17 protein-coding genes and 3 pseudogenes are annotated in these 20,126 nt (G+C 38.2%); 14 read left to right on the top strand and 6 right to left on the bottom strand.

All coding sequences use genetic code 11. The annotated features are described in order from the left end of the window. The first annotated feature begins 253 nt into the window (after positions 1-253). The 4 genes and pseudogenes from P4S65_RS07635 to P4S65_RS07615 all read left to right on the top strand — a co-directional run bounded on the left by P4S65_RS07635 (position 254) and on the right by P4S65_RS07615 (position 4,343). Entirely contained in the window at positions 254-1,258 is a 1,005-nt protein-coding gene (locus tag P4S65_RS07635; RefSeq protein WP_337119885.1) for an AraC family transcriptional regulator, read from the top strand. Positions 1,259-1,355: 97 nt separating this feature from the next. Next, positions 1,356-2,113, top strand: a pseudogene (locus P4S65_RS21880) (substrate-binding periplasmic protein). A gap of 59 nt (positions 2,114-2,172) precedes the next feature. Further along, positions 2,173-3,130, top strand: a pseudogene (locus P4S65_RS07620) (alpha/beta fold hydrolase). Between the two features lie 116 nt (positions 3,131-3,246). After that, positions 3,247-4,343: pseudogene (locus P4S65_RS07615) on the top strand (polysaccharide lyase family 7 protein). A 9-nt stretch (positions 4,344-4,352) separates the two neighbouring features. On the opposite strand, the gene P4S65_RS07610 reads toward P4S65_RS07615, so the two are convergent. Beyond that, positions 4,353-4,748 (bottom strand): nucleotide triphosphate diphosphatase NUDT15, encoded by a 396-nt coding sequence (locus P4S65_RS07610; protein WP_198403019.1) that lies wholly within the window; start codon positions 4,746-4,748, stop codon positions 4,353-4,355. Between the two features lie 186 nt (positions 4,749-4,934). Between P4S65_RS07610 and P4S65_RS07605 the strand changes: the two genes are divergently transcribed. The 3 genes from P4S65_RS07605 (at position 4,935) to P4S65_RS07595 (ending at position 9,013) form a co-directional block, all read left to right on the top strand. Beyond that, complete coding sequence (locus tag P4S65_RS07605) at positions 4,935-6,818, top strand: propionyl-CoA synthetase (RefSeq protein ID WP_337119883.1); 1,884 nt, start codon at positions 4,935-4,937, stop codon at positions 6,816-6,818. Between the two features lie 135 nt (positions 6,819-6,953). Beyond that, positions 6,954-8,036: a methyl-accepting chemotaxis protein gene (locus tag P4S65_RS07600; protein ID WP_337119882.1), complete on the top strand. Its 1,083-nt coding sequence runs from the start codon at positions 6,954-6,956 to the stop codon at positions 8,034-8,036. A gap of 119 nt (positions 8,037-8,155) precedes the next feature. Beyond that, complete coding sequence (locus P4S65_RS07595; protein WP_337119881.1) at positions 8,156-9,013, top strand: MBL fold metallo-hydrolase; 858 nt, start codon at positions 8,156-8,158, stop codon at positions 9,011-9,013. 270 nt (positions 9,014-9,283) lie between these two features. Here the strand turns inward: P4S65_RS07595 and P4S65_RS07590 are convergent, their stop codons facing one another. The 5 genes from P4S65_RS07590 to P4S65_RS07570 form a co-directional block, all read right to left on the bottom strand. Next, entirely contained in the window at positions 9,284-9,628 is a 345-nt protein-coding gene (locus tag P4S65_RS07590; protein WP_337119880.1) for a PDZ domain-containing protein, read from the bottom strand. A 157-nt stretch (positions 9,629-9,785) separates the two neighbouring features. Next, positions 9,786-9,980 (bottom strand): hypothetical protein, encoded by a 195-nt coding sequence (locus tag P4S65_RS07585; protein ID WP_337119879.1) that lies wholly within the window; start codon positions 9,978-9,980, stop codon positions 9,786-9,788. A 533-nt stretch (positions 9,981-10,513) separates the two neighbouring features. Beyond that, on the bottom strand, positions 10,514-11,659 hold the full coding sequence (locus P4S65_RS07580) for an ABC transporter permease (RefSeq protein ID WP_096792519.1): 1,146 nt from the start codon (positions 11,657-11,659) through the stop codon (positions 10,514-10,516). Then, the gene (locus tag P4S65_RS07575; RefSeq protein ID WP_008135099.1) at positions 11,656-12,390 is read right to left on the bottom strand and encodes an ABC transporter ATP-binding protein; all 735 of its coding nucleotides are present in this window, start codon (positions 12,388-12,390) and stop codon (positions 11,656-11,658) included. The genes P4S65_RS07580 and P4S65_RS07575 overlap by 4 nt, the downstream gene beginning before the upstream one ends. 4 nt (positions 12,391-12,394) lie before the next feature. Then, positions 12,395-13,900: an alpha/beta fold hydrolase gene (locus P4S65_RS07570; protein ID WP_337119878.1), complete on the bottom strand. Its 1,506-nt coding sequence runs from the start codon at positions 13,898-13,900 to the stop codon at positions 12,395-12,397. Between the two features lie 92 nt (positions 13,901-13,992). Between P4S65_RS07570 and P4S65_RS07565 the strand changes: the two genes are divergently transcribed. The 7 genes from P4S65_RS07565 to P4S65_RS07535 all read left to right on the top strand — a co-directional run bounded on the left by P4S65_RS07565 (position 13,993) and on the right by P4S65_RS07535 (position 20,115). Beyond that, a complete protein-coding gene (locus tag P4S65_RS07565; protein WP_007376926.1) occupies positions 13,993-14,364 on the top strand; it encodes a GntR family transcriptional regulator in 372 nt (123 codons plus the stop codon). 5 nt (positions 14,365-14,369) lie between these two features. Next, on the top strand, positions 14,370-15,206 hold the full coding sequence (locus P4S65_RS07560) for an ABC transporter ATP-binding protein (RefSeq protein WP_337119877.1): 837 nt from the start codon (positions 14,370-14,372) through the stop codon (positions 15,204-15,206). 151 nt (positions 15,207-15,357) lie between these two features. Further along, entirely contained in the window at positions 15,358-16,446 is a 1,089-nt protein-coding gene (locus tag P4S65_RS07555; protein WP_337119876.1) for an ABC transporter permease, read from the top strand. Between the two features lie 231 nt (positions 16,447-16,677). Beyond that, positions 16,678-16,935, top strand: coding sequence for a hypothetical protein (locus P4S65_RS07550; RefSeq protein WP_337119875.1), 258 nt, complete (start codon positions 16,678-16,680; stop codon positions 16,933-16,935). Positions 16,936-16,961: 26 nt separating this feature from the next. Continuing rightward, entirely contained in the window at positions 16,962-17,171 is a 210-nt protein-coding gene (locus P4S65_RS07545) for a hypothetical protein (RefSeq protein ID WP_033029946.1), read from the top strand. Between the two features lie 201 nt (positions 17,172-17,372). After that, on the top strand, positions 17,373-18,497 hold the full coding sequence (locus tag P4S65_RS07540) for an Ig-like domain-containing protein (RefSeq protein ID WP_337119874.1): 1,125 nt from the start codon (positions 17,373-17,375) through the stop codon (positions 18,495-18,497). Further along, entirely contained in the window at positions 18,460-20,115 is a 1,656-nt protein-coding gene (locus P4S65_RS07535) for a hypothetical protein (RefSeq protein WP_337119873.1), read from the top strand. The genes P4S65_RS07540 and P4S65_RS07535 overlap by 38 nt, the downstream gene beginning before the upstream one ends. The last annotated feature ends 11 nt before the right edge of the window (positions 20,116-20,126 follow it).

The raw sequence follows: 20,126 nt of genomic DNA, 5'->3' as shown, positions 1-20,126 counted from the left end.
AACATGATCTCCCTTTGAGTTCGTCCTAGGAGCGGTAGCAGGATACGGAACTTTGCTCAGCTTTTAGGATGTAAGCCAAATCGGTAACACATAAGTAGGTACTTAGCCTTTTAGGTTACAAACCTCGCGCTGCGATTAAATTCCCCCTAAATAGAACAAACTTTAATCCCCAAAGGTCAATAGGTCCTAGCATAATAAAATTTTACATGGCAGACTTGCTCATACACGACCATTTTTTAGCTTTAGACGACAAATGTACTCACTTGCTGATCATTACTTTTCAAGTACTCTTGATTACTTACAAAGCCAAGGTATAGCCAATGAAGTGGCTTTGAAGGCCATCAAGTTTAATGAGTACAGTGATAATAAAGCACGGCAATTCGCACCTCGTATTACCTTAACAAGTTACAACGCATTACTTGAATATTCACAAAAAACACTTAACGATCCCCTGTTCGGCTTTAAGCTTGGGCAGCATATTCGCACAGCAAATTTTGGAATTTTAGGTTACTTAATAGAATCAAGCGATAGTTTAGCCAGTGCTATACAGGTACTTTTAAATTATGACAGTTTGGTCGCTGACATAGGTAAATCACAATTTGAGCAGCTCGACGATATTGCAATTATTCGCTGGCTACCGCATCCAAGTTGCAACGAACAGGTTATTTTGCGTAATATGACTGCTTGGGTATGTGTAATACGTCAATTACTTAACTCCAAGCTATCTCCTAGTTCAATATGTTTCACGCATCACTACTCAAAAGAACATTTAAATACATTGGCTACGTGGTTTAATTGCCCTGTAAGCATAAACGCTAAGTACAATGAAATTTCATTCCCGAGTAGTTATTTAACCCTGCCATTTAAAACCGATAACGCAGCAGTTCACTTAGCACTTAGGCAAATATCAGAGCAGCAGCTTTCTAACTTTAAAAGCCAGCAACATGTAAGCGAAAAAATTAACCATATGCTTATGGCAAAAACCGACTTGCAAGAGTGCGACTTAATACGTACTGCAAATGCGCTAAATATCACGCCAAGGACTCTTCAACGGCATTTAAAGCTAGAGCAAACATCCTTTGCAATATTACTCGAACAAGAGCGTAAAAGACGTATTCCCTTATTAATAGGAACACAATCCTTAGCCAATTTAGCTTTATCACTCGGCTTTAAAGATCAGAGTTCGTTTAATCGGGCATTTAAACGCTGGTACTCATATAGCCCTATTAAATATTTTAAAATGCAAATAGGTAAATAAACCTCCAATATAAAATTTACTTATTTCATATATTTGAGTATATATTTCAGACAAGAGTCTTTAAACTCAAGACATTGTAGTTAAAAAGATTATTGCTATGTATTTGCGTATTGTAGTTAATGCCCTTGTATTTATGTTTTGTAGTACGGTAAACGCAACTAGTCCACTTACCTTTATTGCCGAAGATTTACACCCTTATCATTTTCAAAACGAAAACGGTGAAGCAGACGGAGCCTCGGTAGATATAGCTAAAGCAGTATTAAGAGAAGCTAAGCTAAACGCGAAGTTTGAAATAATGCCTATGGCGCGTGCTTCCCATGAATTAAAAACCAACCCTAATACTATTATGCTCTCTTTTTAAAAACCCCTGTTAGGCAAAATCAATTTAAATGGTTAGGTGCGATATACTTTACAGATGCGTACTTAGTTAGTTTAAAAGATCATAAAGATAATATTAGCCATTTAAATCACGCCAAATTTTACAAAGTAGCAACCATTCGCGGTTATACGAGCGCCAAATATTTAAAAGATATGGGTTTCGAAGAAGACAAAAATTTAATCTTAGTTAGTTATTATCAGCAGCTATGGCAAATGCTCTACAAAAAACGTATCGATTTTGTTGTAGTGAATACACTTACTTTAAATAATGAATTAAAAATGTCCGGGCTTGATCCTAGCTTAATAGCTAAACGAGTTCATTTAACTGATTTTCCTTCAACCCTCTATCTTGCTACTAATAACCAGTTTGATGAACAAACAGCCATCGCAATATCAAAAGGGCTAAAAACGCTAAAGGTAAATGGCAAGTACCAAGCTATTTTAAAAAAATGGCAACTCCCCTCCCACCTACCATAAATTAAATGTAATAAAGCTGCCCTATACTCCTCACAAAGCTTGCTAACTCTCACTTTGCCATGGCTATTATTAAGACTAAAAAAGGTATTAAACTCAGCTACCAAGATGAAGGCGATAAAACAGCACCAGCTATTATTTTAATTATGGGGCTTGGGGCGCAAATGATAGTTTGGCCAGACTCGCTCTATTATGGTTTAGTAAAAAAAGGCTTTAGAGCGATTAGATTTGATAACCGTGATGTCGGGTTATCTAGCCATTTAGATGATTACAAAAATCCTAGTTTATTTAAAACATGGTTAAGTAAGTACTTACCTATACGCTCGAATATTCCTTACCTGCTTGATGATATGGCTGATGATGTACTCGCCTTAATGGCTGCACTTAAAATAAAAAAACGCATTTAGTTGGCGCATCAATGGGTGGGATGATTGCCCAAATTATTGCAGCAAAACATAAAAAGAAAGTACTAAGCTTAACCACAATAATGTCGAGTAGCTCTACTTTTAAGCCAACAATAAAAAGTTTAAAGGTATTTTTAAAAGTATCTAAACTGCAACCAAAAACACTAACGCGCAGCGCCGCTATAAACTACAACATTCAGTTAAACCAACTTATTGGTAGCCCAGCTTACCCACAAAGTGAAGAATTATTAAAAGAGCATGCAATTAAAATAATTGACCGCTCATATAATCAAAATGGCTATAAACGCCAACTAATAGCCATAGCAGCCAGTAAAAACAGAGCCCAGTTAATAAAAAAATAAAAGCGCCTACGTTAATTATTCATGGTAATGCCGATATAGTTTTTCCATCTATTGAAGGTGAAAAAACGGCTAAACTCATTAAAAAATCGAAGTTAAAAATTATAGATGGTATGGGTCATAACTTTGTACCAGAGCTTACGCCTAAAATGACAAAGTGGATTGCTAAGCATATAAAAAAGTCTCAACGAAAGTATTTAGAAAAATTACGCAATAAAAAACACCAACTGGTTAACCAAAATAAATTTTCAAAATAAGATTTAATTATAAAAAACACAAAATTGGTAAGTTTTAATTTTTAAATTGGTATGTTAGATTGAAGTTAAGCGATGTCTTTACCGCACAATTTTTACTTCATCACACAGAGACAATAATGATAAAAAATACATCCACATTTAAACTTACGGCTTTAGCCGTTATCACACCTCTACTTTTTACGGCTTGTTCAAGTACCCAAAGCACTAATCAGCAAAGCGATGCGCCGGTACCTGCAACAAAGTTTGATTTATCACACTGGAAAATAAATGTACCAGTTGATTTAAACAACGACGGTAAAATTGATGAAATAGATGTAGAAGAAATTCAGACTTACGCACACCCTGATTTTTTCTATCTTGATGATAAAGGCTACATGGTATTTACCTCGCCTAATAAAGCGCTTACAAGTGCTAACTCTACTAATACTCGTAGTGAACTTAGACAAATGATCCGTGGATCAAATACTAAAATTAAAACTAAACACTCTAAAAACAACTTTGCTTTAGCTGTACATCCGTTATCTGACCGATTTGGTTCTGTTGGTGGAAAAATGGAAGCAACGTTAAAGGTAGATCATGTTGCGCTACGTGCAACTGATCCTGATAAAAAAGCAGCTTACTCGGTTGTTGTAGGACAAATTCACGCAGGTAAAGATCAGGCACTTATTGATACCAAGCTTGGTTATGGCTGGGGCAATGAGCCACTTAAAATATATTACAAAAAATGGCCAGGGCACAAAACAGGCTCAGTTTTTGGAACTACGAACGTAACTTAGCTAAAACAAATCCTGACCGAACAGACATTACTTACCCAGTTTGGGGTAATACATGGGAAAACCCTAACGAGCCTGGCAGTGCCGGTATTGCGCTAGGTGAAGAATTTAGCTACACAGTAAATGTGTATAAAAATGTTATGCACCTTACATTTAGCGCACAAGGCAAAGAAGACGTTAACTACTCTATTAACTTAGGTAATAACGTAGATGCTTATGGCAAAGTGGACGAAAAAGATCACCCACATGGCTACGCCGCAGATTGGCATTACTTTAAAGCCGGTGCTTATAACCAATGTAGTACTAAAAGCGCGAAAGGTATTTGGTACCCAGGTTGTTTAGGTACTGGCGATTGGACTACAGATAAACAAAATGGTGATTACGCTCAAGTAAGCTTTAGTAAACTAGCGTTAAGCCCAGCGACACCGCCAACAAAATAACTTATTAGCTTAGGCAGTCTCAGATAAGTAATTTTTTAGTGATGTAAACAGTGGCGTTGGTAGATTATTAATATCGCACCAGCGCCACTTTAAACATTTATTAGGCTCTTTAAGCTCAGGCTCTCCGCCTTCAAAATCAGCTTTTACATACAGCGTAATATAGTGTTTGTTCTCTGCTGTAAAAATATCATTGGTAAAATCAAGCTTAGTAATTTTACTTACCTTTAAACCTGTTTCTTCAAACACTTCTCGTATTGCACATTGCTCAACACTTTCACCAAACTCTAAATGCCCACCAGGTGTTGCCCATGTATTAGCACCATGCGCGCCAATGCGTTCACCTAGTAAAATTGTGTTTTGATGCTTTATGATAACCGCAACCCCTACTCTTACTACGTTACTCATATCGTGTTTTCTCTTATTTTTACTGCCTGCCATGCTGAACCACACGCTTTGTATTGTCAATTTTGTATTTTTAAAACCAGTGTGTTGATTAACTTTCAACCGACCAAGGTCGAATAGCTTGCTTGCTAAAAAAAGCCTACATTTTGTAAGGTCTCTTACACACAAATTTAGCTTTAGGAGCCTTACATGTCAGGCGAATATAAACAGCAATATAATGGCTTTAAACAAAACCCAGCCCAATTTTGGCTCGAACAAAGTAAAAATATTCCATGGTATAAAACCCCCACAACAGCATACACACAAGACGACGACGGGCTTTATCATTGGTTTAGCGACGGGCAATTAAACACCAGTTTTTTAGCGCTAGACCAACATGTTATTGCCGGATTTGGTAAGCAAACTGCACTGATTTACGACTCTCCAGTCACTAACACAAAGCAAACTTATAACTACTCACAACTACAACAAGAAGTTGCTAAATTTGCAGGCGTAATGCAATCGTTAGGTGTTACAAAAGGCGATCGCGTTGTTATTTATATGCCCATGATCCCACAAGCTGTTATTGGTATGTTGGCGTGCGCTCGCCTTGGTGCTATTCATTCTGTGGTATTTGGTGGGTTTGCTGCACATGAATTAGCTGTACGCATTGACGATGCCAAGCCCAAACTTATACTTAGCGCCTCATGCGGTGTTGAAATAAACAGCATTATTGAATACAAACCACTTATTGATAACGCAATAGACTTAGCTACGCACAAAGTAGAACACTGCGTTATTTATCAGCGCCCACAAGTAACCGCCACTCTTAAGCCTGAACGAGACATAGATTGGACTCAGGCAATGCAAACTGCTGCAAGCGCAGATCCGGTGCCTGTAAATGGAGATGATCCACTTTATATTTTATATACCTCAGGCACGACAGGCACACCCAAAGGCGTAGTGCGCGAAAATGGCGGTCACGCAGTGGCAATGCAATACAGCATGGCAACCGTTTATGGTATGAAGCCCGGCGACGTATTTTGGGCAGCGTCTGACATTGGCTGGATAGTTGGGCACTCTTATATAGTTTACGCGCCGCTAATGTATCGCTGCGCAACTGTATTATATGAAGGTAAACCCGTTAAAACACCCGACGCCAGTGCATTTTGGCGCGTGGTTGAAGAATATAAAGTAAATGCATTATTTAGTGCCCCCACCGCATTTAGAGCAATCAAAAAAGAAGATCCAAATGCTGATGGTTTTAATCAATACGATACCTCTAGCTTAAAACGTTTGTTTTTAGCAGGCGAGCGATTAGACCCTCCCACTTACGAGTGGCTTAAAGAAAAAACCAAACTGCCAGTGCTCGATCATTGGTGGCAAACAGAAACCGGCTGGGCTATTGCTTGTAACCCTGTAGGGCTTGAGTACTTAACAACAAAACCGGGCAGCTCTACCGTGCCTACTCCAGGTTTTGACGTGCGAATATTAGATATGGATGGCAATGAATGCGCAGCTAACGAGCAAGGCGCCGTGGTAATCAAACTGCCACTACCACCGGGTTGCCTACCAACAATTTGGCAAGATACCCCGCGTTTTAAAGCAAGCTACCTAAATGAATACGAAGGTTATTATTTATCTGGCGATGGCGGCTATATTGATGAAGACGGCTACCTATTTATTATGGGCAGAACCGACGACGTTATAAATGTAGCAGGGCATAGGCTTTCTACCGGCGAAATGGAAGAGATAGTAGCCGCGCACCCTGCTGTTGCTGAATGCGCTGTTTTTGGTGTAAACGATCCTCTAAAAGGGCAGCTTCCTATGGGAATGATCGTGCTTAAAAATGATTTTATGGGCTCAAGTACCGATGTAGAGCAAGAACTTATACAAACCGTAAGAAACCAAATAGGCGCTATAGCGTGCCTTAAAACCATTATTAGCGTAGAGCGATTACCCAAAACACGCTCAGGTAAAATACTGCGTAAAAATTTACGCCAACTAATTGATGGCGACAAACTGCAAATTCCTTCAACCATAGACGATGCAGGTATTTTTGAAGAAATAAACCAACAAATTTCACTACGTTGATCCAACAAGCTCTCATAAAGCCATTTTTAAAAATGGCTTTTTTTTGTATAAAAATAAGATAATTACAAATATTTAAAGTAAAGTATTAATAGCAACTATAATAAAAATATACCCATAACATTTTAGGAACTATGAATGTTTGTTTTAAGTAAAAAGTATCTATCTGCTAAAAATGATAATGAAACACTTTCCAAAAAAATTGAAGAGTTAATCACTCAGAACGAACAGCTAACACAAAAGAATAACTCTTTAGAGCAACAAATAAGCCTCACAAAAGGCGAACCTGAAAGTCAATTTACCGAAAGCTTACTCGCAAGCTCAATAGACTGTATTAATCAAATTGAAGGTGTACGCCAAACAGTACTCGAGTCTTACTCAACCATCGAACAAGAAAGCCAAGTTAGCTACAAAATAAACGATCTTTTAAACAACTCAAACAACTCGTTAAATCATATTGTTAGTGAAATGAGTTTAATGACCCAGAGAATGGGCAGCATGAGCGAAAATATTTCGGGCCTTTCAAACTTAGCAGGTAATATTAATACGTTTGTTTCTACTATTACTAAAATATCTGATCAAACAAATTTATTAGCATTAAATGCAGCTATTGAAGCAGCCCGAGCAGGCGAAGCTGGTAGAGGCTTTAGCGTTGTAGCTGATGAAGTACGAGTGCTGGCAACTAACACCAATAAATCAGCTCAAGAAGTTGCAGATCTTGTTAAAGAAATAATAGAAAAAACAGACGAAACCGTTAATTCAGCCGACGATATACAAAAAAACAATGCACAGCTTTCAACTAATTTTGAATCACTAAATAGCGACTACGCATCCATTATTAATTTTTGCACAAACATGAAAAACACCATATCGCAGGCTTCTATTCGCTCATTTATTCAAACCGTTAAGTTAGATCATATTGTATGGAAAGGTGAAGTTTATGCGGTTGCCAATGGCAAAAGTAATAAATCGATAGACGATTTTACCAATCACACTATGTGCCGTTTAGGTAAGTGGTATAAGTCTGATGATTCTAGTGAATATAAATCGTTAAATGCATTCAAACAAATAGATAAGCCTCACAGCGAAGTACACAAAAACGGCGTACAAGCTTTGCAATTAATTGAGCAAGGGAAAAAAGCAGAAGCTATTAAACACATACACTTAATGGAATCTGCCAGTGAGCAAGTAATACAATTACTCGATCAGCTAGTTAGTTAAAACCGTTAGTGGGATAAGTTAGCCTTAGCCCACAACCTTTCCTATAAAAAATTGAAATTTTTTACTTATTTGCACTTTCTTACTTAACTAACCTATATAAATGTTAAACAGGAATGTGTATGCCTCGCTTGCTACAAAAACTATTAACCACAACCTTATTATTTATAGGCTTTGCCACACAAGCCTATGAAATAGAAGACTTGGGGGACGGCTTACACCGCTTTATAGACGACAGACACCGCTCAGTATTTTTAATCACTTCTGAGGGCGCGATTGTTACCGACCCACTTAATAAAAAAGCCGCCACCTGGTTAAGCGAGCAAATTAAAACTCGCTATAACGTGCCTGTAAAATATGTAATTTATAGCCATAATCACAGCGATCATATTTACGGCGCCGAGGTATTTAAAAGCCCGCACACCACGTTTATAGCGCATAAACTCGCTGCGCAAGATATTAAAAATACACAAATGAAAACGGTAGCGCCCAGCCTTATTTTTGATGACGAGCTACTACTTACCCTTGGTGAGTCAACAGTAAAACTTAACTATCATGGTCCAAACGATGGTCGTGGTTCGGTTAGTATATTATTCGAAAAGCAAAAAACGTTATTTGTGGTTGATTGGATTGTTATTGGCAGAATGCCATGGCAGAAACTGTGGAGTTACGATATTCAAGGCATGATTAACTCAACCCAAGCGGTACTCAAATATGACTTTGATACTTTTGTAGGTGGTCATGCCGATATTGGCAGCAAGGCAGATGTAGCGCGTTACTTAAGTTATTTAGATCTTTTATATAGGCAAGTAACAGCAGGCGTTTTAGCCGGTAATACGCTTGACGAAATTAAACAAAATGTAAAGTTAGACCAATTTAGTGACTTTAAACAGTTTGATGCATGGTTACCGCTTAACATAGAAGGCGTGTACGAGCGTTTAATGGAAGAGTCAGGCATGGGCTGGCGCAGCGATCTATAAGCTTTAGTCTAATAATCATTGGTATTGCCGTATTTAACGCAATACCAATGTATTCATTAATTAAATAAGGTTATTACTGATCAAACCTTTTTAATCTATCCCAATCACTTTAATCAGTAACCTACATATAAACCGAGTAAGTAGTACTCCAAAAGCTCGCTAACGTTGCCAACATTTACTGCGCCTAGTTCATTTACACAAACCCACGCTTTGGGAATAACCATGCTTTATAGGCTGGGGATATTTAGGTATTTTAAAAACTTCTTAGGTTTACCAAGCATTCATAAGGATTTTTAAAGGTACTTGGCTACCATCTTCATTCTCTAAAAGTAACTGTAAAATCTCTCCAGACTCCTTGCGCATTAATTCTTTTGCTTCACTGGCAGGGCAGCCTGGAATTTTACAATTTTCTATAGAAATTATTTTTTGCCCTGCAACAATCCCTGCTTTTTCAGCAGGTGAATTAGGTTCTACTTTTTGAATAATAAATGATGTGACCGTCGGGCTAAAAAAACCATCAGTTCCAACGTTCCCTAAAACTCCAAGTTTAACCTTCTCTGCAGCCAAGGCATTGAAAGAAGTAATTGAGATTAAAATAATTATGAATTTGAACATATGAATTAACACTCCATGTAAGTCTAACGTTAATATTTTTTACTATTTATAGTTTTAACAAATTACTTAACACATTGCTATCACTAAGTTTTTTTATATTCTCAGCGTTACATTAAATATTTTAGATATAAAAAACTCAAGGATTAAAAAAAGCGTATTAACTAAAATCGACCACCACTTCATAACGCTCGGGCATATCGTTTACTTCGTATACCCAACCGTGTCGTTTTATTATTTTTTCGCTTAACTCCAGCCCTAAACCGTAGCCAACATTAGCGGGCTTATTTGTGTTATTAGTCGCGTGCCGTATTAGTTTGTACGCTTTATTTACTATAGAGATCTCGCTGCGCAATATACCATTACCTTGATAGCTTGACTGGCTGCTTCATGCAGCAAGCGTACAACTAAGCGCAAGTAACAAACTGGTTGAGTGCTTTTTAAAATAAACCATTAATTATGCTTAATTCATACCATTACGAGCAGTTTATTAGGGCGAGAGTTAAAGATGGGTTAAATGGGCACACTTTATGAGAGTAAATACAAAAATTATTGTTACGCCATATTTAGCTATTTCTAGATTTTCCCTAAATACCATCTCAACAGGTGTTTTTAAGATTGTAACTACGTTACTGCGTTTTTATGACTCCTTACTACATCACTTCTACTTTATACCTCCCATATTTATGTTTGAGTACGTCCTCAGCCTCAGAAAAACATACAACACAGGTATTTTCTACTCTTAAGCGTAGCTTCTCTGCCCCCTTTGTGAGCACCTCTTTTTAATTTCAAAAAATATAAACTATAGCCATTATTTATCGTCGGATATAAAAACGCCCATGTTAGTTAAACTATGGGCATTGCTTGAAATACATTTTAAGCGTGGGGTTACAAACCAAACACAACCTTTTCACTTTTCAGCATTCGGCTGCTTAAAAAACTAAACACGCTAAATAATATTAATGTAATCAAGGTAGAAAGTACTAATTGTGGTACTGGCAATGGGTTACCTTTGATAAACTCAATAAGTGCATATTGCTGAGCTGCAATAGGAACCCACTGTATAATATCGGTGGCAATGTCATAGGTAGTTATCATACTTAGCGACATAGGAATAAATAACACCATAGTTACATATGACTGTGCCTCTTTGAACGACTTTGCCATAAACGAAACAAATACCTGCAAGCTTGCCGACATTAATGCAATAGGTAAGCATACTGCAAAACAAAATAGCATAAATGCTGGGGTAATAGTGATACTAAAGCCGAGCTGTTGCCAAGGTACTAAGCCGTATGTAATTTTAGATACAATTAAAATGATTACGAGTCCTAGCATCGAAAAGCTGGCAATAGCGGCCGATTTAGCAAGTACAATTTGTAAGCTACTCAACGGATGGCTTAATAATAACGACAGCGAATTACGTTCGCGTTCACCGGCGCTAGTATCTATAGCTAGGTTCATCGCAGCGTAAAATACCGTTAAAATTATAGACAACGTAGCAATGCCTAAAAACATACCGCCTTTAGAGTCTGGAGTCGCCTCATCATGCGTCTCTACCGCTAAGGTACGCATAATGCTTGGATCAATGCCACGCGATATTAAACGTAAACTAGCCACTTCAGCGTTATAACTTGCAAGAGCTTTTTCAATACGATTTATATGCTTACCAAGTTTATCATTTGATTTATCAGCAATTAATGTAACTGTTGCAGGGCGACCTTCACGCATATTTTTTTGATAGTCATCACTAATATTTAATGTAATAGACTTGAGTAGTTCGTCATTTTTATCGTTTGTACTCTGTATTTCATTGGCATTTAAATGCGCAACTAAACTAGGGGCTTGCTCCGCATTTACTATGGTGATTTTGAGCCCTTCGGGCGATGTAAGCTGTTGCAGTAATACACTTAATAGTAAACACATTGCAATGGGAGTACCTATTGCGTAATACAAGCCCGCCATCACTGAACGTTTGTCTCGGCTGGCATCAATGATTTCTTTTTTATAGAGTACTTTTAATAAATTAATCATGCTGCTATTCCTTCATCGCTACCAATTAGCTCAATAAATGCTTCTTCTAGCGTGGCTTTTCCTGCTTTTTCACACAGTTCATCTACCGAACCTTGCGCTATTACTTGGCCGTTAGCCATGATCACTACGTGGTCACATAATGCGGCAACTTCTTGCATCACATGCGATGAAAAAAGCACGCAATGTCCTTGTTCCTTTAGCTGTATAAGTAGATCTCTTAAAATACGTGTGCTCATTACATCTAAGCCGCGTGTAGGTTCATCTAAAATAACGTTAGACGGATTATGTACCACAGCCTGTGCTAAAGCGGTTTTCATGCGTTGGCCTTGTGAAAAACCTTGGCAGCGGCGATCCGCAATATCGTCCATATTTAATTTTTTTATTACCTCACTGGTTGCTGCTTTCGCTTTTACAGACGAAAGCCCGCTTAATTGTGCAAAAAAGGTAATATATTCTCTAGGTGTTAATCGCTCATACAGACCACACGGATCAGGAAATAATCCTAAATTTTTCTTAGCTTCCATAGGATTTTTTGCTACATCTATGCCGTCTATTTCGGTTTCACCGCTGTCGGCTTTTAATAACCCGAACACGGTACGTAAACAGGTTGTTTTGCCTGCACCATTAGGTCCAAGCAAACCTGTAATTTGGCCATTTTTCGCATCAAAGCTTAGGCCGTTAAGGGCGTTAACATCGCCAATTTTTTTAGTTAGATTAGTTACCTTAATCATACCTTTACTCCATACTTTGAATTGTTGAACTGGCTGCGCCATTTATATTCATAAAAAACTTTTTATCGTTATTGTTATTGATACATTTTGTATCTATATCTTGCATATTTTGTTGATTAATAAACTGAGCAATTATTTTGGGCGCGCATGTTTGTGAGCCAATACCATGAGTTGCCGAAGGTGACACCAAATGAGTGGCATTTTTCATATTTACCATTGCCAACTCAGCCCAACTTGCAGGGGTTGCAGGGTCTCGCCCACCAGAAAGTAATAGAATAGGCACTTCAGTGGTCACGGGCTTATAAAAGCTCTTATTTACTGGGGTTACATCCCAAATTGGGCACATTACATCAAACCCTTCAATCATCATTTTTCCCATGTAGCTTTTATTATATTTTGAACGCTTTTGCTCATTAAGCTGCGGCCAATCTTCACCACATACAATGGCATTGTGCATGCCCATTGCGAGCTGTTCAGTTATATCAACGCCCGACATCAATCCAACCCATGGCGAAAAATTACCATTAGCGGCTTGGCTAATTGCCAAAGGCAAAATTGCTCGCATTGAGTGGCTATAAAGTGCCATACGTATTGCGCCAAAAAACTTAGTTTTAGTCACCACTAGCGTTATGTTTTTGTATGTACGCGGGTGTTTCACTGTTGTTTCAATTGGCTGGCTATCTAACTGCGTCATTAAGGTATTAAATTGATTTTTTAACTGTGGATACTGTGAATTACAAAGCGTATTACTTTCACAACGTGCAAATAAAGCCGCTAACGAATCATCAATAGCTGCGCCTATTGCAGCCAAGCTTTGCTGCATAGGTACAACCCCATCCAATGTACTCGTTAATACTGAATTTGGAAATTGGCGGGTATATTCTTGCGCAATACGTGTACCATACGATACCCCGTACAAATGCAGCCCTTTATAACCTAAAGCTTTACGCACAGCTTCAAAGTCTTTTGCAGCAACAGGTGTTGAAAAGTGACTTAAATCAATATTCAGCTGCGCTTTACATTTTTGTGTTTCTTGAGCGCCCAGTAATGCGAGATCAGTCATTGAATCGTTAAATGCAAACTGTGTTTGCAGGTCATTACTTTCACATTGCAACTTATTTGAGTAGCCAGTGCCGCGTTGATCAACCAATAAAATATCACGCGTTTCGCGGACAAATCGTAAATTACGATTAAAAATAGCAGCTAGCTCTATTGCGCCCTGCCCTGGGCCACCAGCAAAAGCAAGCGCTGCTTCATCAGGGTGGCTAGGTTTAATAGCAGGAATAATCGCAAAGTTAATGTCGATTTCGCCATCAGCGCTGCTATCTGAGAGAGGGCGCTTAATACTGCCACACATTAATCTATCGGCTAACCCTTCCATATAACATGGGGTTAAAGCTGTATGTATTTGATCATTACTTTGAGCAAATACACTACTGCCACTTCCCGCTAATATTAATAAAAGCGTTAGCTTAGTTAGTTTTTTACGTAAATTAAACATGGTTTCCATTACTTTTCCCTTGTTGCTTTTTACACTCAATATGATAACTTTAACTACAGTGTATCGGTGTATTAATGTATTAATACAGTAGAGAAAGAATAATGTTAGAATTTATTAATGTCAACCCTAATAGTGGCGATCCAATTTATAAACAATTGCATGAACAAATTGTGCGGTTGATTGTGGGCGGGCAATTATCGATAGGCGAGCAATTACCTTCAGTAAGAAAAATAGCTGAGCACTTTTCGGTTAACCCTATGACTGTGTCGCGTGCGATAAGTCAATTGGTTGAACAAGGTTGGTTAGAACGAAGGCGTGGGCAACCAACCTGTGTTGCGCAAAAATCACAGCAGCAAACACAACAACAAGATACGCTATTATTTAATGGTGCCGATCAACTTATTCAGCAAGCCAAACAACTCGATGTATCGCAAGCTGTTTTAATAGAATTAATTAAAAAGCGATGGAAATAACCCCTATGGAACAACCACTCCTTAGCTACAAAAATGTATATAAAACAATTAACTCAAAAAATATTCTTAAAAATATTAATTTAGATGTGTATTCAGGTATGGTAATTGGCTTACTCGGTAAAAATGGCGCAGGTAAAACGACTTTACTACGCTGTGCACTTGGATTAGTAACTCCCGATATGGGTGATATTAGTGTTTTTTCAGAGCCAAGTTTACAAATTAATGCTGAAAACAAAGCTAAAATTGGCTATGTTGCTCAACAGTCATTTGGTTATGAGGGGTTTAAAATAGCCGATGCATTGGCACTACATCGTAGTTTTTACCCTAACTGGGATACCGAGCTTGAAACCAAATGGCTAGGTCGGTTTGAACTTTCAAGCACCGCTGCAATTAGCAACTTATCAATAGGTCAAAGACAAACACTTGCGTTAATTATGGTAATGGCATATCGCCCTAAATTACTTATTTTAGATGAACCAGTTGCAAGCCTAGACCCTATTGCCAGACGCGAGTTTATGAGCGATTTGTTCGATCTCGCACTCGATTCCGGTTCGGGGATTTTGTTTTCATCACATATCACTTCCGACATAGAGCGCGTTGCAAGCCATATTGCCCTTATAAAAGAAGGTGAACTGCTGTTATTTGATGAACAAGATGAGATTCGCGAAACTATCCGAAAAGTTAATTTTACCGATAACACCATTAACTTAACTGCTTACACTGTATTAGCTCAAAACAAAAATTCGGCCATTATTTATGGTTATAACAACGAAACAATTGATGGCGCATTGAGTATTAATCCGCTTTCTTTAGAGCAACTGTTTGTGGAGCTACATGCATGAGTTCGCCACAAAGCCGTAAGTGGTACCAAGGTTGGAGCGGTTTATGGTTAAAAGAAGCCGGTCCCGCTAGTTATTTTGTGCCATCAATATTCGCGACTATTTTTTCCCTCTATTTATTGGTAGTGAACCTGTTATTCTTAATCTGCTCGCAATGTTTGCGATTATTTGCATGTACGCATCACTTGCTTTACAAAGTATTCGCTTACAAGCCACAGAGTGGCAGGCGCTAGTTGTTGATTATTGCCAACATGTAACGCAACAAGGCAAAGTGTTTATTGCAATAATAAATGGTTTTATGCTGATAAATGCAGCTATTGAGCAGAGTATTCATCTTTTATCTACTATCTTTGTAGCGAATACACTTGGTTTAGGGCTATGGCTTTTATGTAGAGTGAGCAGTCACTTATTTACCCTTGGATGTTACATAATATTCACCACAGGCATTATAAGTTGTGTGTTATTAGAAAAAACACCTGTTTTTTTAATCCCTATAGCTATTGTTACTTACTTAGTCCTATTAGTATTTAAAGATAAATTTGGCCAACCATATCACTTTAGCAGTCATGCCTTTGCTAATTATCGTCATGGTGTGCAATCGGGGTGGTCGCCTGTTCCTGTTGGTTTTTTATCAAGTTACTCTAAGTATTTAAATAAACAGCTCTTTCCTTTGAGTTATTTTGTAGGACCTTCACTATCTCAATTTACTATTTTGCTAGTAGGATTGAGTGCCAGCGCAATAATCATTAACTTTTTTTACGATATATCTAAGCACTCAATGTTTAGTTTAACAAATGTCTTGCTTGCGCTATTCACGCTTTGCCAATGGAGTCGATCACAAAGGACGCAGTCATGGGAATTGCTTTACACTCTCCCTATTTACAATAGCACTGCACAAGCAAAAAGCGCTTTTATCCAAAGTGCATTAAAATTTACAATTTACGTAGGAATATTTTGTTTTATTGTTACTTTGCCATTAATTGGACAACAACAATGGCAGTTTGTATATGCAGCTAATTTTTCACTTACAGCATGCGCAGCTTTTTTAGCTAGTTTTATAATTGGTAACATTGTTAAAAACACCAGTATTATGGGTATACTTTTATGTTTTTCATATGGCGGCCACATGGCTTTAAGTACTTACATCATTCAAAGCGATAACGGCTTTACAGACCTTGTTTTGGTAAGCTTATATGTATGTTCATTAGCATTATTAAATCGTTTCTCTGCAAAATATTTATAGCTTGAATTAAATAGGAATAAACCAAGTAATGATAAAATTAGTGCTTATTTACATATCGTTATTATGCTGTAGCTTTTCAACAAGCGCGCTGGTGCTCGTTAAAAAAACACCCTGTATTACAGTGGCCAAATTACTGAGGTTCAAAATAATAAAGCTTCTGAACTTTTAAAAAGCAATTCCTCGATAAACGCATTAACGATTACCAGCGGTGGCGGTAACATCGATTTTGGTATGGATTTAGCTGACTTGATCGCCGCTCATAAACTTAGCGTGAGCATAAAAGACTTTTGCTTTTCATCTTGTGCTAACTACATACTACTCGTAGGGCAACCGACAACCATTGAGAAAAATGCAATAGTTGGCTGGCATGGCGATGCCGCCTCTGCAAAATGGCTCGACAGTGATATAGACACTATGGTCAAAAATTTAGATGAACCAAAAAAAGTAAAAAATGGCAAGTACTCCGTGCGCATTATGATCAGGTTATAGCCAAAGCAAGTAAGCGAGAACGAGCAATGTATAAACGCTTTAATGTAAATCATGACCTACTTACTGTTGGTCTTGAGCCAAGTTTACGCAAAGCAGCAATAAAAAAACATGCGCGAGGCTGGACATACTCACCCAAGGCACTTGCGTCTTTAGGTGTTAAAAATATAATTTTTAATCAGTGGCAACCTCGTTCCGTTAAGCACTTCCCTTTATTAATAATAAAAGACGTTAATTAAAGCTTAATCTATTGTTTGCTAAGGAATAACCATTCAGCCTTAGCAAACTACCATTCTATTTTTTAGTTTATTTAAACCCCTTAAACTTTATTTCATTCAATAAATCACCTTAATTTATCATATAAATTACTTTTTCCGTATAAAATACAATTGATATGCGTTATCATTTGCAACATCATTAACCTTTACTGTTCAATAATCATGAATAAGCTAATTCAACTCACACCTATATTATGCACTTTAATTTTAACTGGTTGCGGTGGTGGCTCTAGTAATAAAGCACCTTTATTTAATGAGCCAAACCTAAGCTTCACTTTAAACGAAGACACCTCTTTTACTGCTCAAGTAACAGCCACCGACGATGACGTCCTAAGCTATACACTTGCTAACGCGCCAAGTAATGGCATCATAGCAGTAGAGGCTAACGGTGAGTTTACTTACACACCATTTAGTAATTATTTTGGTGAAGATACGGCAACCATAAGTGCAAACGATGGCAGTTTAACGGCAAATGTAGTAATACGCTTTGCTATTGAAAATGTTAATGATGCTCCTCAACTTCTCGCCACTAACGTGTTTGTTACTTCTTCAACCACCACCGAAGGGGTTATAACCACACAGGACTTAGATGGCGACACCGTAACTATTAGCCTAATTACCCCACCAAGCAATGGCGTAATGAGCATAAATAGCACCACAGGTGAATTTACCTATAAGGCACAAACTCTAAGCAGCATTGATGAACAATTTGAAATTAGCTACACAGATGGCTTAATTAGCGAGCCATTAACGGCTATTATTTCGCTAAGCCCTTCTTATGTAACTAACGAAGATAAACTTAATTATTACTACAGCTCTAGCTTATCTCACTTAAAACAAGCAGATGAGTTAAGCGTAAATATTGCTGATGAACTTTCTCGATATGACGTATACGCAACACAAGCTGCTGCCTATGCGCGTGCAGGTTTTTTAGATACTGCTAACGACTATTTAGCGCTTATAAACGAGCAAACTGCACGTTCTTCGGCATTAAAAGAGGTAGCGCAAGCACTTGATGAAATAGGCCAAACAGAAAAAGCAAACGATTACCGCGACCAAGCAGTAGCAGCCTACAACCAATACTTAGCTGATAAAGGCTTTGATAACATTGCCTCATCAGACGCATCAGCGCTTTATTCTTTAGTAAAAAGCTATTTAGCTGCGGATCAAGTTTCGCAAGCAAGTAATTTGTTAAATACTATTTCGTTATACGCTGAACAAGTACGTGAAGAAGAATACACATCGAGCTATGGCTTTTTTAAATGGTGTACGCTTATCAATAGATGACGCTCTAGAAAGCTATGCGCAAAGCCTAGATGAAAGCGATTTAACTCAAGCTAAATTACTTGCAAACAACTACGCGCAACTTGCGGTAAAAGCGGGTTACAGACTAGTACGTAGCGGCGAATACAAAGGCCAACCATACGAGCAATACAAAACGTTGCACGGGGCATGGGCTGCGCAATACCTTTATAGAGCTGGCGAGTTTGAGGCCGCAAAAGATTACACTAACCAAGTACTTGCTATGTATGGCTCAACGGGTTTTGATAGTAACTATAACTATAGTACGTCGGCTTATAGCGCCGCTACATTAGATAACTACACCTACCCTATTCAATTTTTAGCAGGCTTAATTGAAGGCTTATACCAAAGCGACGAAAACCCAGCAATAATGCTATCAGACAGCGAAACCGATATAAACAACGCGCAAGAACAAGTGTACGGCTTTAATATAGCTAACCGCCTACTTGCCGGTGAAGATATAAACAGTGCCGCAGCACAAGCTCGCAGCTTTTTTACTGAAAACGGCGATTACAGCGAATTTTTTAGAGCGCTAACCTCACTTGATAACGTCCCTGGCACAGGCCTAATTTTAAGTGAAGCCGGCAGAAACGACTTAGCACAGCAAGTATTTACCTATGCTGGCGACTTTTTAGTCTCTGATGAATACATTAGCAAAGAGTTATCAACCACAGTTTTAACGGGTTACAAGGGCTGTAAATCGTTAGTTGATTTAACAGCGCGAGTTGGTGGCGATGCAGCAAGTGCAGCGAATAAATGTTTAACTATGCTTAATACGCTCAATGCAGGCGATGTACGTACGCTAAGTAATAGCTCATCAATTACAGCTCATAATCAAGTAATGGTATCGCTTATTAAAGGCGGCTTATCGGAGCAAGTAGCTGGTGTACACAATCAACTACTTAGCTACATTGCACTAGATGAAGATACCGAAGACAGGTTTGAAGCCCGCCTAGAAACATTAGGTTATTTAGTTAATGCCAACCAAACATCACTGGCAAGCACCACCTTAAATGATGCCATTGCCGAAATAACGCCTGCGTTAAATGAGTTAACAAGCGATCAGCTAGAAACTATATTAGCCGCTGTTAAAGCTGAAGTCATTGGTTTAGAAGCGGCTACAGGCGGGGAATTTGAACGTTACTCTATGCTTTCAAGCATGGGCACAAACGCGGCCAATATAAGTGATTTTTCAGCAAATTATAGTAATGCAAAAAATCAAGCAAGCACGCTTTTAAATACGCTTGAGCCTCTTATTTTGGGTTTTGCCAATACAATTATTGCCGACAACATGGAAGATTTAGTTAACAGCTTTACGTTAATTAACGATATTACCAAAGCACAAAGCCTAATAACTAATGGCGTTAATGGCGAGGCTGATCAGCTTGAGCTTTACATAGGCATGACCAACTTAGTTGCTTCACGCGATGACTTTAGAGGCATAGCTATTGCGAGCGTAGACACCGACCACGACGGCTTACCTAACTTCTTTTTACCTAATAGCAGTGATGAAGACATAGCCTTAGCTGGATTAATAGCCGACCAAGACGCTGATAATGATGGCGTAATTGATAGCGAAGACACAACCCCACTAGGTATTTAACAAAGAGCCGA

The organism is Pseudoalteromonas sp. B131b (assembly GCF_037162545.1).
Classification (GTDB): domain Bacteria; phylum Pseudomonadota; class Gammaproteobacteria; order Enterobacterales; family Alteromonadaceae; genus Pseudoalteromonas; species Pseudoalteromonas fuliginea.
Note: the sequence above shows the minus strand (reverse complement) of the source record. Positions and strands in the feature narration are given on the sequence as shown.